Genomic DNA, 14,960 nt, shown 5'->3' with positions numbered 1-14,960 from the left:
TTACGGCTCTAATATTAGTAGCGCCTTAATTTGGTCAGGACGATAAAATTAAGAATTTGCGGCGTAGAATTTAAAGTCGGACTTGTCTATTATACCCCACAATCGCTACACCGTGCAAAGGTAGTTGTTTCGTAAACATCTGCTTAGTAGGGGTTTATCTAAAGATGTAATACAATGCCAAAGCAAAAGACAGACGACCTGTTAAAACTGGTTGCTTCACTTAATCGGGCAGAGAAACGACATTTTCGACTGTTTGTTAAGCGAAACCAGCAAGCAGATGCCGAGATACTTTTTCTCCAACTGTTCAACATTCTTGAGCGTACCGGTGAGTACGATGAAGCCTATTTGCTGAAGCGAATCAATGGCATCAAGAAAACACAGCTTTCTAATCTGAAGGCTCACCTCTACAAACAGTTGCTCACCTCGCTGCGCCTGCTGAACCGTAACAAAGACGAAGCCATTTTGCTGCGGGAGAACCTGGATTACGCCCGTATCCTGTACAACAAAGGCCTCTACCGCCAGAGCCTCGATATTCTTGATAAAACGAAGAAACGCGCCCGCGACATCGAGGTGCACACCGTAGCGCTTGAAATCGCTCAGTTCGAGAAACACATTGAAGGGCAGCACATCACCCGCAGTATTGAAAACCGGGCTGAAGAGCTCGGTGAAGAGTGTGCCGAACTTGCGGTTAAGATATCCGAAACCGACGCGTGGTCCAACCTCGCCCTGCGCTTATACGGCCTCTACCTGAAGCTGGGATTGGTCAGCAATGAGCAAGACTACTTTATGGTCCAGTCTTTCTTTCGCGGGCAACTGCCCCGTTCGAAGTACGAGGAACTTGACTTTTGGGGAAAGGTCTACTATTGCCAGAGTTACGCATGGATGCACCTGATGTGCCATGAGTACCCGATGACCTACCGCTACACCCAACGCTGGGTAGGTTTGTTCGACGACAACGAACGGATGATAGAGGCCAACGCGCCCCTTTACCTTAAGGGCGTTCACAACAACCTCGCCACATTATTTAATATGTGGCAGTACGACAAGTTCATGGAGCAGCTCTCTATGCTTGATCTGTTCCCGCACAAGTTTGACCTGACCAACAACGTCAACGTCAGTAGCCTGTACTATCTCTATCAGTTCGATCACCAGATCCGGAGACACTACATGGAGGGCACCTTCAAGGAAGGCCTCGGTCTGGTACCTCAGATTATGGAAGTGATCGAAAAAAATATTTACAATTGGGACGACCACAGGATTATGATTTTCCACTACCGGATCGCCTGCCTGTACTTCGGTAGCGGAGACAACGATACCGCAATCGATTACCTCAACGAGATCATTAACCAGCGGAGCCCCAATTACCGCTCAGACATCCAGGCTTATGCCCGGATACTCAGCTTGATCTGTCACTTCGAGATGGGGAACGTTCAATTGGTTGAGTATCAGGTGAAATCAGTGTACCGTTTCCTGTCAAAGGTCGAACATCTGCAAGAGACCCAACAGTATATTTTCCGCTTCCTGCGCCGTATTCCCCGCATCCGTGAGGACCAGTTGAGAGATGAATTCATCAAGCTCAAGACTAAACTCGACGCTATTACCACCAAGCCTTTCGAAAGCAGACCGTTTACGTTCCTGGATATTCCGAGTTGGTTACAGGCCAAAATCGAAGACAAAACCGTACAGGAAGTCATTCGGGAGAAGTTCGAAGCTCAAAGAAATTAAGCTTATACCGGTTTGCCAGATATAAAGAAGCCCGGGCGAAGCCGAGGAGACTGGCAGGTTCCTTTACACCTGGCAAACCGCCAGCTTTACAGTTCCATCAGGCTGCTGCACTGCATCGCTACCCGCGTGGCGTAATCTGATTCACCGTACTTACGAATGAACGGAGACATGATGTTTCGGTACTCAACCGCGAGAGCGGCAACTCCGTCTTCATCGAGCCAACCCCAGCTTTGGGCCAGCGCATTTTCCTCAATTACACGGTATCTGAGGATACGACGGCTAAGGTCAATCTCTGCCTTCAACTGCTCGTTGGTGGCCATTGCTTCGGCGCAGCCGAAGTACTCTTCTGAGCGACTTGCGAGGTAATACAGGTCGAAGTCGGCCTGGTTATGGGGGACCGCGGCGTGCGAGAACCCTCCCGGCCACGCAACAACACCGGTTGGCCGGATGGATGATTTGCCATAAGACAGCATATACCAGGCTGGTCCGAAATCACTCATGTTGTACCAGGCTTGTGCGAGGGCAAGGCAGGCTGCTGCGCCCTCGTTACCACCTTCTTTTGTCAGGCTTTCGAGCTCGATGAGCTGCCGCACAAGCATTTCCTTTGAAGTGAGCGACCGGACATCTCCCGCGCCAAGCATATCGACCAGAGGCGAAGGCAATTCATCCCCGCCGCGAGGACTGTAGGAAGGCTGCGTCATGTTAGCAAAATACGCTGCTGCGGCTGGCAGGTTATTTTTGCGCATCGCCAACGTGCCGGCTAGATTGTAGAGTTCGTTGACCGCAGGAATGCTGGAAGATTTTACCAGTTTTCCGAAGGAGGAATTGTCTTTCGGTTGTTTGACGGCGGCGATGACCTTGTCTATCGTATTCAGGCTGATGCCCCGGTCCAGAAAATCTATCTGCCGGTAGTTGTCGCTACTCCAGACGTCTCCGCTGATCAGTTTTAGCGAACGGTTGTACAGGAAATATGCTGTCGTGGTGTCGCCCGCCATAGCGTAGCGCTGGCTGGCAATGCGATTGAGTGCGGGTAAGAGTTTATAATTGGCTCCACTCGTGAACTCATAGTGGTCAGGGTCCTGCTTGGGTAAAACTTTGTCGAGGGCCAGCAGGTGCCTGGCTACTTCTTCCTTCACGTTTGCGTCGTTGACGTTACTACCCTGCAACAGTGCGAGGTAGCGGACAATGCGAACCTGCAGGCCCGTACCCTCCTGGCCTTCGGCCAGGGCGGAGGTCTCTTTGAGCGCGGTACGGTAGTCTTCGTCCAACAAGGCGGTCTGTGCCCTGAAGATGGCACCGAGACTGGGGTCCGCGGAACGGTAGTTACTTAGGAACTCACGAAGTTCTTTCAGGTAGGCGCGGTCTTTAGCTACATTCTCTCTTCGGAGGCGGTCTACAATTTTTCCGTAGTCCTCATAACTTTCGCTGTCCCAGGCTGGTGTTTGGAAGTTGATCACTGCCGGGCCTACACCGGTAAGCGGGTTGGTCATCAACCAGTCCTCCAGTTTGTTGATTTCACGCACGAGCAGCAGTTCCACCAGAGGGTTTGCCGGGTCAAACTCATAAGCTTTACGGAGGTAAGCAAGCGCTCGTCCTTTTTGTTTCACGGCGGCGAGTGCGTAGAGATTAGACCGCTCGGGATTATTGCGAACGGCGACAGCGTAATCGTTCGGGTTTATTTCATCCGGAGTGCGGAAGTAAACGGCGATGGCTTTTTCCGGCACAGCACGCAGCGCATTAGCCATTTCGATGGTGTAGCGGCCTTCCTCGTTCCACTGACCCGCAAAGTGAAAGCGTGCCCAGTCTGCCAAAGCCCCGGACTTGCCTTTAAAGTGGCGCATAAAGTAGGTTTCCATGGCTTCTTCGTCGCCGTCGTAATAAGCAAGGAGAAGGAGCTGATAAGCATAACGCTCCTTCAGGAAAGAACCTTTGGCTGCCTTGTTGTAGCCGGCCAGTGCCCGGCTGTGGTAGTTGGCGCGGTAGACCTCCGTTCCGGGCAAACCGGAGTTATCTTCCTCGTCGTCCCACCAGTAGGTAACTACATTTTCCTGTTCGTATCCTTTGGCGTAAAGTGCATATTCCAGCAGGTCCGGTCTCTGGCTGATGGCGCGCCAGGCGCCGTTGCTAACCCATCCCGCCGGAGCGTTGCCCGTTTTCGCATTTATCCAGTCTTCCAGCGTTGTGCCGTAGAGGATAGACATTACGTCTTCCGGGCTGACACCCGGGCCGAGTTCCCTGGCCCATGCGGCAACGTTTCGTTGGCGGTCTTTGCCTGCTTTTGCGTTCCGGGTGGTATTCAGCCGGTCAGCAGAGTAAAAAAGCGGGGCGTAGTCTTCACCGATGATGAAGGGGTTGAGCAAAGCAATACGGTATTCTTCGCCGAGTAAGTTATAGCCACAGGCGTCTCCTGTAGCAGGTTGTAACATCAGTAATAGTGTGAAAATCAGAATGAATGGGCGCACGGGAAAAGACTTTGTGTTATGGGTGGGATTACTACCTATAAAGGTACTATTCATCATGTCCTAACGGTAAAACTCTTTCCAGATTTCCCCCGGAGGGTACTTATTTGTCAGGCCTTCTTGCCAGTCGAAAAGCAACAGGTCCCTGACTTCGGTTTTTTGTTTCAGCAGTTGTGCCGCAGCCCTGAGTTTTGCCAGGTCGCCGGGGCCATCGTACCTGAGGTTGTCGCCGGCCCGGAGGAACGTGCCGTTGATGGTGGTGTCCTTCAGGATTATGAAGCGGGACGGAGCAATCTCCTGCTGGAGCCCGGGCAGGCTGAACGGCTCGTCTGTAATGCCCAGGAAGTGACTGTCCCGGAAGGCCGCACCCCAACTGAAAACCGGCAGTGCCGCGTCCAGAGGGATAGGGTAGGGAGGGGCTTTCAGGTACCCTCGCAGGAGCTTCTCCTGGTAAATTGCGTTAGTAGATCCAGCGTCTGAAACCGGCTCCATGTTGTAGCACATCAGCAATCCTTCGGGGACAGGAGGAATGCCGTTTTCTATCCGCTCACGGTACTGGTGCAGACGAACCGTTACGCTGAGGGTCAGGTCCGGGTTTTGCTGTTGCAGATCTTCAAGGAAAGCGAAGTAGCGATCGCGCGAGACAACGGTCCAGTCGCAATCGATTTGCCAACGGCTTGCCGACGAGAGGCCTGGGTGGCCCGCGGCGATGCCGCGGATGGTTCGGGCGGTGCGTCGGGCAAGCTCTTCTACCTCTATGTTCTGCCGGAAAACCCGCTCTACGATGTAGACTACCGGAACGAGCGTAAAGTCATGTTGAACCCCGAGCGAGTCGGGGAGTTTCAGCAGTCCTTTCGGTCGGGCTTCTTCCCGGTTGAAGTCGTAATCTATATCGAATAAGCGGACAAAAAGTTGCTTTGTTCCAGCCTTCGCTAATGCATCTTGTTCGAGAGGGGGCAGGCTCCAACTAGTTTTCCAGTAGTAAATGCCAGGGCCATGGGGCGCGGCCGCAGGTGCAGAAATGGTGGACGGAGCGGGGTCTGAACAAGTTGTAAGTACAAATGCCAGTGTTAACAAAAAAAATCTCATCAGCAGCTAAGGTAAGTTCTCCGTTCTTCAACCATACGAATGGTAAAAACGTTTTTAAGGGGTAACCATCCTTGGCGGAAGCTGGGTTTAATCGTAACTTACATCCCCGATTGTTACTTATTTGCGGTATGTTCCGCTCCACACTAATCGAAAAATCAAGCACTCCAGATGGAAAATGGCATCCTCACCGAAGCACAACAGAAAGACGCAGAACTGATTACTCTTTTGCTCGATAAGATCGTTAAGAAGAAAGGCTTCGAGAACATCTACGCGAACGCCGAAGGCTACGAAACCCCCGCCAAGATTCGTCGTAGCAAGGATTCCGAAGAATACTTCATCCCCGATTGTACTGGTGAGGTGAACGGTCGTAAATCCTACTTCGAACTCGGGATGAAATCCGACAACGAACGCGAGCTGGTTACCAAATGGCGTCTCCTCGCCAGCCTTGCAAACTACAAGCACGGTAAGCTGTACCTGGCGGTTCCACGGGGGCACATGGCCTTCACCAACCGTATCCTGGCCGACTACCCGATTCAGGCCGAAGTGGTTAAGCTCTAAGGCTTAACAGTACCGAAGACAAAGAAAAGCCCCGTCCTTTACTCAAGGACGGGGCTTTTCTTTTTGGCGATCCGGCTTTGGTGTTGTGGTTATCCGTTTCACAAACGAACTCCCCTTGCACCTGCGGCCGCGCCTGCTGAAGTGCTGCGCTAGCACACGATCATGTCAATAGATTCCTGTGCTTCCTGGATGGAGTCCTGGTAGTCCTGGCGGTTGCTGATGGTCGCGCAGTTCTCGAACCGGCTGAGCTCGTCGAGATAAGCCTGGGCTGCGACTTTGTATGCTTCGCAGTTCTCAGAGCTCGGGTCGTTGGCGTAAACCTGAGCTGCGGCGCTGAAGTCGTTGACAGCAATAGCCACGGCATCGCTGTAGGCTTGTTCGGTGCAAAATGCAGGGCCTGAACCTCCGTCGTCGTCGCTGCCGCAGGACGTGATAAAAAGGGTGGTGATCAGAAGGCCGAAGAGCAATAAATTCTTCATTATGGGGTGATGTATTGATTTAGGGGTAGTGGTTTTACCTCCTTACTTCGTTCGGCCCTCCTTGATTTGAGGGCAAGGCAAAAGGTGAACGGGGCAAGTGGATTCAGCCCTTTATCCCTTCCGCAGAGGAGTTGTTACGTACATCACGAAAAAAGTCTTTACAGACCACCAGCCTGCGGGGCGCTACAGTGAGCTCAGGGGGCGCAGCCACGGTTCTGCTGCACCAAGACTCACCATTTTGCGCTTGGCAACATCGGCTTGTGCCTGGGTGCTGAAAGGACCAATGAGGAGTTTGAAGGCAGTACGTCCGTTTACGGTGCTGATGTTGACAAGTACCGGCAGGCTGTATTTGCGTTCGAGCTCTTCGACTTGCTTGAGAACGTTGGCAAATTCGTTATTGACGCTTACCTGAAGACCATAGCCGTTGCGGGCCTGCCCGGTAACGGAAAATTGAAAGAGGTTCGTGCCGGTGACCATCGGTGTGGTAGGCGCGGGCGCAGGTGCAGTGGGGGTTGACGGCGTAGTTGTCGTCGTCGTTGTTGTGTCTCTGGGGACAGTCGTGGTCGTTGGGGTGGTAGGTGTCGTGACCGGCGGAGTGGTCGTGACGGGGGTGGTGGTAGTGGTTGTTGTCGTGGTTCCACCACGCATCCGTATCGCCTCGGCGACGGCAGCGTCTGCATTGACCCGACCGTAGCCGTACTTGGTAGAGTAGCCGCTGGAGTTGTAATCCCACGTATTGCCGATCTTGTCGGCAGTTCTTTCGAGAATGGACTTTACTTCAACGCTGGTGAGGTTGGGGTTGGCGCTGAGAACCAGCGCACAGATGCCCGCCACGAGCGGCGTAGCCGAACTCGTTCCGCCAAAATGCTTGTAGTTCTGGCCCCTGTCGATACCATCGACGTAGTAACGTTTGTTTGCGGGCATAGCAGAATTTCCCTGGTCCCACGCAGCGCGGGCTGCCAGGATAGGCCATCCGCCATCCGATGGAGCAACGACACTAATGCCGTTGCCCCGGTTGGAGTAACTGGCGTGGGTGTCTGAACTGGTGCTCGCCCCTACGGCTATGACGCCCGGAATGCTGGCGTAGTAATTTATGTATTCCCGGCCTTCGTTACCGGCGGCGAACACGACCACGCATCCTTTCCCGTTCCGGCCCGAAGTCAGCGCCAAACGAATGGCGCGCTCGTGCTCGGTACCCGGGCGGTAGCGGGGGTCGATGGTACCCCAGCTGCAACTGATGATGTCTGCCCGGTTACGAACGCAATGATTGAACATTCTTTCCGTAAGGTATTTAGAGTAGGTCAGGCCGTGCAGGGGCATGAGCCGGGAGTTGGGTGCTGCCCCAACAATTCCTGTACCGTTGGCTGCGGCAACGGCAACGCTGGAACAGGGCGTTGCGTGATCACCGTAAGCCGAACCGGTAGGTAGGGTTGAACTGTTGGAACTGATGCTCAGGGGAGCGACCGCCTTACCCCTCAGATCAGGATGGTTGAGGTCGAAGCCATTGTCGATCACAGCAACGATAATGCTGGACGAACCGAGGTTGCCAAGCCGCCGCCAGGCGGCCTTGACTTTGGCATCTGCTCCGACTTTGAGGCGGAAGCTCGGTACGTCGGAAACAAAGCCCTGATTTTCGAGATGCCACTCGTGGGGGAGCAGGCCATCACGTGGCTCCAAAAAGTATTGATCGAGGGGTACGTCGAGGTCTGGGTAAGCTTTGCTGATCATGCTGAGTTTGTCCAGCGCAGCAGCCACTTTAAGCGGGTTAGGACTTTTGGGGGTCACTTTACAGACCACCGTACCGTCTTCGCGGTCTTCCAGGATGTCCAGGGCGAAGGCGTCAAAAATGACCTGGCGCTCCTCTTTCCCGACGCCGTCGGCCATTTCGCAGTAAATGATGCCGGTAGCAACTACGGGGCGGTTGTCTCCTTCGGCGAAGTACACATGGGTGCCCACTTCAACGTCCTGATGATTGCGGGCGTGATCGAGTGCGTCGTCGATACTCTGACCGGGATTGAGGGTCACGACTTCGAAGCCACCAAGATCGGGGATAACGTTGGCGTCCACTTCGTCCATATCTTTACCCTCGATACGTTTCTTCAGCCCGACCAGCCTGGTCGATTTGGTTAGCATGAGGTCACCGTTCTCGGAAGGAATATTGATTTTGGACATAGTGCTGTGTGCTTTTACTTACAGGATGTAAGGTAGGTAATTGTGTGAATAGATGTGACGGAATAGAACTGCTTCATCCCAATAAGCGGTTTTGATCTTAATCAAGACGGGTAAAGGTAAGGTGGTGGAGTCCTTTTTTGGCTGGTAATCAGCTGTTTGTGGTGTGTTTTTAATTGTTCGAGCAGGGTCTCCGGGTAAGAAGTGCTTGCGGAATGTCCGATGAATCCTTTCATTCTTCCTGCCGTGGAAATGGATGAAACAATCGGAAACCATAGGAAATATTAGTACCCCATGAGTTAGCGGGGGCGCAAACCGGATTGTCGCTCAACCCCCTCCCAGTACACTGCCAGACAAATAGCCCATTAGGGTCTTGAAGCGTCCTGACGTAGTCGGGGCTTCAAGCGCCCGATCATCTCATTTGTTTAGCAGTAGATCCCTCCCAGCCTCCCTACATCGCTGCGCTGGGGAGGAACAATCGCGACAATACGGTTTGCGCCCATTAGTGGTGATAGCATTCACGACTAACTCATTTCTTTTAATCAAAAAATAAAATTATTATGAAAAAAATAATCATGTGCGGGGGGCTCTTGTTTGGCACTCTTTCCCTCCAGGCTGTTGATTGCCTTCATCGTTTCCAGGTTGATATGGCGAATGTGTACATCACCGCTTCTGCAAGTTTTGACGACGGCGATAAACTTGTCTTTCTGATCGGGAAATGTTACCGGGAAACAGTCGCTCAGTTAAATTATGAAATCGGGGAGGCCGCAAACGATTACGAGGATTGCATGGACCGTAATTAAATCCGCTTCCATAAACGAAGTGACAGCAAATCATTTCGGATTTAATGCGCTGCAAGCAGGCTCTTCCGGATCTTTCCGGAAGGGTCTGCTATCGTTAAAAGCGTATTCGGAGATGTAGCGGACAGTGCTGAGACCGCCGGGCTCTGAGCGCTGTTTGGTTTTTATAATGGTTTACGGGGCTTCAACTCCGCTCAAAATTCCGCACCTTGCACCTGCGTAAGCGCCAAATAAATATCCCGCCGTTTGGTTTATATTTAGCCGGAGCCTAACCAGCTTCTTCGCACCAAACGAACTGACCAGGAAACCAAAGAAAACTATGCCCAACATTCAGGTAAACTCAGAGATAGCCCCGCTCCGCCGGGTACTTATTCACCGGCCGGATGCCGGTACCGCCTCCATTACTCCGCAACGTGCCGAAGAGATGCTCTTCGATGACATCGTGTACCTGCCGCAGATGCAGCGGGAGCACGACATATTCACCGAGTTGCTGAGGCGCTTTGTCGGTAAAGAGGGTGTAATTGAAGTGGCTCAATTGCTCGCCGAGACTATTGCCGCCAGCGAAGAAGCTACACGGGAAAGCCTCGAGATGATCGTCAGTTGGGAAGAACTGCCCGGTAGCTACGTCGATAAACTTCTCGAACTATCCCCGGCTGAACTGGCCGATGTGCTAATTACCGGAGACTTCAAGCAGGACGATCGCCGCCTTTTTGATCCCATCCCGAATTTCATCTTTACCCGCGATATTGCCGTTACCATCAACGATCACCTGCTGATCACCAAGGCGGCAAAAGCAGCGCGGAGCCGGGAAAATTTTATCATCCGCCTGGTGGTGTTTGCGCACCCCATGTTTCAGGAACTGCAGCAGCAGGAAAAGGTTATTAACCTGAACGATGTAGACATGTTCCCGCCCAGTCCGCTCGCCGAAAAAATGAGCATCGAGGGGGGAGACGTGATGCTGTTGAACGAAGATTTTCTTCTCATCGGAGAGTCAGAACGGTCGAGTAGTTATTCCCTCCGGGCTCTGGCCGACGCACTGTTCGAACGGGGTGTGGTTAAAAACGTCGTGCGGGTAAGTGTGCCTGCCGAGCGGAGCTTCATGCACCTTGATACCATATTTACCCAGATCGATAAACACGATTATGTCTGCTTCGCCCCGATCATATGCGAGGGCGGGCGCCCTTCTGGTGTAGAAGTGTGGCGGGCTGATGGTTCCTCCGCTTCTTACTCCTGCCTCAAGGAATGTATCCTCGCCGAAATTGACCCTACGGCACGCTTCATCCCGTCCGGCGGAGGGAAAAGCCCCTTTCAGGAGCGGGAACAATGGACGGACGGCTGTAACCTGGTCGCACTGCGCCCCGGCGTAGCAATCACGTACGATCGTAACCCAGTGACGGCTCAGGCCCTCCAGAAGGCAGGCTACACAATTGTTGGAGCCGTAGATCTTATCAATAGTATCGACAACGATGGCCTGAACCCGGACACCGTCCGGAAAACTATAATCACACTGCCCAGCGGAGAGCTCAGCCGGGGTAGGGGAGGAAGCCACTGTATGACTTGCCCGATTGAGCGGGGGTAGCACCGGTTGAAACCGGTGTTAAAACGAGCGATTCTTCTGGTTCCTGACGAAGTAATTCATCTCCGGTACGTTGGTAACTTCCATCTTGGCACCGTCCCATTCCAGCCGGGTTCTGCCGGGTACTTTGTAGGCTTCAGCATCTTTACCCGTCGGGTCCGGGAAGCGGTAGCTGTACCCACGAACGGCCAGGTTGCCCATCAGTACCGTTTCCGTCAGCGGGCCGGCTTTGCCGAAATGACTGCTGGGCTGGTAATTGTTTTTGATGCCGTTGATCCAGTCCATCGCGTGACTGGTAGTAACCCGTGGCAGGGTTTCGGGCACGTTGATATAGTCCATGTTTTTTGTGGGGACGAGGCGGGGATTTGCGCCGTACACATCGGCAACGAGGGTGCCGCGGGTGCCTTCCATGATGATGCCGTTACCGTTGCCGTCGCCAAGTTTCTCGTCGGCTTTCATCCCTTCGGGGCGGCGGGGCAGGATGCCTCCGTCGGTCCAGATCAGCTCTACGGGAGGTTTCTCTCCACGCGCCGGGAAACTGACGTGAATTTTGCTGGAAGGCGGGCAGCTCTCAGGGTTATAATCCGGGCTCCAGTTGCGGCTGAAAACCTGGCCTACGCTTGCTTCTGCTGAGGTTGGGTAGCCCAGTTCCAGAATGTAGAACGGCGTGTCGATGATGTGGCAGCCCATATCCCCGAGGGCTCCGGTGCCGAAGTCCCAATATCCGCGCCAGGCGAAAGGGTGGTAAGCTTCGTGATGCGGTCGGTCGGCCGCAGGGCCGAGCCAGAGGTTCCAGTCGAAATGATCGGGAACGGGAGTGGAGCCCGAAGGAGCTCCGCCGCCCTGTGGCCAGACGGGACGATTGGTGAAAGCATGGACGGTGTGGACATCACCGAGGAGGCCGGCTTCGTAAATCTCCTGGGTTTTGCGTATTCCTTCACCGCTTGCGCCCTGATTACCCATTTGGGTAATGAGCTGCGGGTTGGCTTTAGCTGCTTCGCTGAGGGCGCGAACTTCCTCGATAGAGTGAGCGAGTGGTTTCTCGATGTAAACGTGCTTACCAAGTGCCATGCACGCCAGGCCGGTAATTGCGTGGGTATGATCGGGCGTGGAAATGATGACGGCATCGATATCCTTCGCGTGTTTTTCCAGCATTTTGCGGTAATCGCGAAAGTAGGCGGCCTTGGGGTGCGCTTCGCGGGAGTCGGCAGCCATCTTGTCGTCTACGTCGCAGAGGGCAACGATGTTTTGGCTGGCAATATCCCGGATGCCGCCCTTGCCTTTTCCGCCGGCACCGATAGCGGCAACGTTGACGGTGTCGCTGGGGGCGGTGTAGCCTGGGCCACCGAGTACGTGGCGGGGAACGATCATGAATCCTGCGGCAGCCGTCGAGGCTGTTTTCAGGAATTTGCGGCGGGTAGAAGATTTTTTTTGCATGACAAAGTGACTTTTGGAGTGGGTCAATATAGCAAAAGTGTTCCGGCGCGCACGCAGGTGCAAAGAATGTTTCTCGGAAAGAGCCTTGTACGACCAGCAAAATTCATCATAGCATCACACGTTTCTTCACATCCTGAACGCTCTCGCTGCCGAGCCTGGGTACTTTGAGCGGTTTTCTTACGGCAAACGTTGGCGGATCAGAACACCAGAACGGCAATTATTGCCGTAAACGAAACCGTGAACGTGAGCAGGAAGAGGTAACCCCAGGACAAGATTCCTGCTTTGATTATCGTCTTGCCCCAGCTCTGACGGTAAACGCGCTTGAGTGACAACAAAAAGTAAACAACGTTTCCTATTCCACTCAGGACGAGCAATAAGGTTGAATCAAATAAGAGCAGGCCCATGGCTGCCAGAAACTGGGTTAAGAATATGAAGGCATGGATGTGGAGCGTGAAGATGAAGTGCTCTACGTAATGGCGCTTTCGCCGGATGTAAATAAGCTTAAGCAAAGCGCCTGCCAGAGGAACGAGCAGTAATAATCCCCAGATTATTTGCCCCATCATTGCCGTCAGCCCCGATAGATCCAACCGGGTGATTCTGACGATCTGCTTTAACTGGTACTGGTGAAAGACGCCCTTGATGGTGTATTTTTCGGCCAGCCCTTCGGGAGTCATCAGCTGAAAGTCGTCGTACAGGAGGTTTACTTGCCTTGGTTTGAAATTCAGTCCTCCTTCGTGTGCCAAAAATCCGATGCTGAAAGAATCAGGATTGGGTGATTGCTTGTCCGTCAGGAGTTTAAGTAGGCTGTCGGAAGCAATTACGACGGATGCGTCCTCCGGGAAGGAGGTTATGATGCTGTCGATGCCTGCTTCTAATTTGTCTTCAAACCGGTGGAAATATGCCTGCTCTTTACGGTGTTCGAGGCTTTGTTCGAGGCTGTCGCCTACTGCTTGCGCGGTATAGAGGCTGTAGGTAGCTACGGCAAGAACACCAAGGACAAAAAACAAGCGGAGTGGATGAAAGTAAGGCTTCTGCTTTCCCGCCAGGAAGCGATTGGTAAGCTTGCCGGGCACCACCAGGGTGAGGAGGGTTCGGAACAGACGGTTGTCGAGGCTGAATGCGGTTTCGAAAAAATCGGCCAGTAACTGCCAGAACCCGGGTGGCCCCTCATAGGCTTTCTGGCCACAGGACGGGCACCAGCGGGCTTCGGGGCTCATTTCTGCGCCGCAGTTGGTACAATTAACGGAAGGCGACGGAATGGAAGGAGGGTAATCCATAGTACCGGTGAAGTTAGTTCAAACGAAATCATTCCTTATGCCGAACTTTAAATCCCGTTAAACCTTTTTCATAGAAATGGACGCAACTACCAAGATCAATATCCCCGAATCTCCCAACGAGCGCATTGTAATCGTAGGTGGAGGCTTTGGAGGCCTGCAATTGGCCAGGAAACTCAGCCGCGATGACTATCAGGTCGTTCTGATTGACAAAAACAACTACCATCAGTTTCAACCGCTGTTTTACCAGGTGGCAATGGCAGGCCTGGAACCCAGTAGCATTGTCTTTCCCTTCAGGAAGTTGTTTCAGGGCAAGAAGAACATCTATATCCGGGTTACGGAGGTAACCAGTGTTGAGCCAGAGGCGAAAACCATTCAGACGCCATTGGGCTTTTGCAACTATGATCATCTGATCATCGCTACGGGTGCGGATACGAACTATTTTGGCAACGAACGGATTGCGGAGCACGCCATTCCGATGAAATCTGTCTCTGAAGCTCTTTATCTGCGCAATCATATCCTTGATGATTACGAGGATGCGCTCACAACGCCTGACTACGATCCCCGCCAGGAACTTGTGGATATTGTCATTGTAGGAGGAGGACCAACCGGAGTAGAACTGGCGGGCTCTCTGGCCGAGATGAAGAAGCACGTTCTGCCCAAAGACTACCCGGAGTTGAATATTGAAGACGAAGTAGATATTTACCTGGTTCAGTCGGGCGATTGCGTGCTGAAGGGCTTCAGTGCCGACAGTAGCGCGAAGGCTCTGAAGTACCTCGAAGATCTTGGAGTCACGGTGCTGCTCAACAGTCGTGTAACTGATTTCGACGGCCGCGAGGTCAAGCTAAAGGACGGTAGTTCAATACCATCACAAAAGGTAATTTGGGCCGCAGGGATTGCTGGTTGTCCTGTTCCCGGCTTACCTCCTACTTCTGTCACTTATGGCAATCGGCTGGCTGTAGATCGCTTTCATCGGGTAAAGGACACTGAGCATATTTATGCTATCGGGGATGTAGCTTACATGGAAGAGCCCGGTTGGGAAAGAGGGCACCCTCAGGTTGCCCAGGTTGCTATTCAAAACGGAGAAAATCTGGCGCGAAATTTTCGTAACCTGATTCGCAAAAAAGAGTTGGTGCCCTTTGAGTACAACGATAAAGGAAGCATGGCTACTGTTGGTCGTGGCCGGGCTGTTGTGGATGTACCAAAACCGAAGTTTCAATTCGGAGGATTCTTCGCCTGGTTTCTTTGGTTAGTGGTTCACTTGTTCGCAATTCTAGGTACCCGGAATAAGCTTTTTGTGTTTATAAACTGGGTGGTTAATTACATTAATTACAATCAGAGTTTGCGCCTTATTATTAAGCCTAAAATTAAATAATAGTATCGCGGAGTGTATA

11 protein-coding genes are annotated in these 14,960 nt (G+C 52.8%); 5 read left to right on the top strand and 6 right to left on the bottom strand.

Annotated elements, in window-relative coordinates:
• Nucleotides 1-174: 174 nt before the first annotated feature.
• Nucleotides 175-1,725 (top strand): hypothetical protein, encoded by a 1,551-nt coding sequence (locus tag FUA23_RS12030; RefSeq protein ID WP_147930996.1) that lies wholly within the window; start codon nt 175-177, stop codon nt 1,723-1,725.
• A gap of 86 nt (nt 1,726-1,811) precedes the next feature.
• Here FUA23_RS12030 and FUA23_RS12025 read toward each other — a convergent pair whose 3' ends face one another.
• On the bottom strand, nt 1,812-4,187 hold the full coding sequence (locus FUA23_RS12025; protein WP_147930995.1) for a hypothetical protein: 2,376 nt from the start codon (nt 4,185-4,187) through the stop codon (nt 1,812-1,814).
• A gap of 60 nt (nt 4,188-4,247) precedes the next feature.
• On the bottom strand, nt 4,248-5,273 hold the full coding sequence (locus tag FUA23_RS12020) for a hypothetical protein (protein WP_147930994.1): 1,026 nt from the start codon (nt 5,271-5,273) through the stop codon (nt 4,248-4,250).
• A 168-nt stretch (nt 5,274-5,441) separates the two neighbouring features.
• Here FUA23_RS12020 and FUA23_RS12015 point away from each other — a divergent pair, with 168 nt between their 5' ends.
• Nucleotides 5,442-5,831: a hypothetical protein gene (locus FUA23_RS12015; protein ID WP_147930993.1), complete on the top strand. Its 390-nt coding sequence runs from the start codon at nt 5,442-5,444 to the stop codon at nt 5,829-5,831.
• 149 nt (nt 5,832-5,980) lie between these two features.
• Here FUA23_RS12015 and FUA23_RS12010 read toward each other — a convergent pair whose 3' ends face one another.
• Both FUA23_RS12010 and FUA23_RS12005 read right to left on the bottom strand, forming a co-directional pair.
• Nucleotides 5,981-6,310: a hypothetical protein gene (locus FUA23_RS12010; RefSeq protein WP_147930992.1), complete on the bottom strand. Its 330-nt coding sequence runs from the start codon at nt 6,308-6,310 to the stop codon at nt 5,981-5,983.
• A gap of 183 nt (nt 6,311-6,493) precedes the next feature.
• Nucleotides 6,494-8,482: a S8 family peptidase gene (locus FUA23_RS12005; protein ID WP_147930991.1), complete on the bottom strand. Its 1,989-nt coding sequence runs from the start codon at nt 8,480-8,482 to the stop codon at nt 6,494-6,496.
• 557 nt (nt 8,483-9,039) lie between these two features.
• Here FUA23_RS12005 and FUA23_RS12000 point away from each other — a divergent pair.
• A complete protein-coding gene (locus tag FUA23_RS12000) occupies nt 9,040-9,282 on the top strand; it encodes a hypothetical protein (RefSeq protein WP_147930990.1) in 243 nt (80 codons plus the stop codon).
• Nucleotides 9,283-9,598: 316 nt separating this feature from the next.
• Nucleotides 9,599-10,858, top strand: a complete 1,260-nt coding sequence (locus FUA23_RS11995; RefSeq protein ID WP_147930989.1) for an arginine deiminase family protein — start codon at nt 9,599-9,601, stop codon at nt 10,856-10,858.
• An 18-nt stretch (nt 10,859-10,876) separates the two neighbouring features.
• On the opposite strand, the gene FUA23_RS11990 is transcribed toward FUA23_RS11995, so the two are convergent.
• Nucleotides 10,877-12,292, bottom strand: coding sequence for a Gfo/Idh/MocA family protein (locus FUA23_RS11990; RefSeq protein ID WP_147930988.1), 1,416 nt, complete (start codon nt 12,290-12,292; stop codon nt 10,877-10,879).
• 197 nt (nt 12,293-12,489) lie between these two features.
• Nucleotides 12,490-13,569 carry a DUF3667 domain-containing protein gene (locus tag FUA23_RS11985; protein WP_147930987.1) on the bottom strand — a complete coding sequence of 360 codons (1,080 nt, stop codon included), beginning with the start codon at nt 13,567-13,569 and terminating at the stop codon, nt 12,490-12,492.
• A gap of 76 nt (nt 13,570-13,645) precedes the next feature.
• On the opposite strand from FUA23_RS11985, the gene FUA23_RS11980 reads away from it, so the two are divergent.
• Complete coding sequence (locus FUA23_RS11980) at nt 13,646-14,941, top strand: NAD(P)/FAD-dependent oxidoreductase (protein WP_147930986.1); 1,296 nt, start codon at nt 13,646-13,648, stop codon at nt 14,939-14,941.
• Nucleotides 14,942-14,960 lie beyond the last annotated feature (19 nt).

The organism is Neolewinella aurantiaca, from assembly GCF_008014675.1.
GTDB lineage: Bacteria > Bacteroidota > Bacteroidia > Chitinophagales > Saprospiraceae > Neolewinella > Neolewinella aurantiaca.
This window is presented reverse-complemented; position numbering and strand designations above follow the sequence as displayed.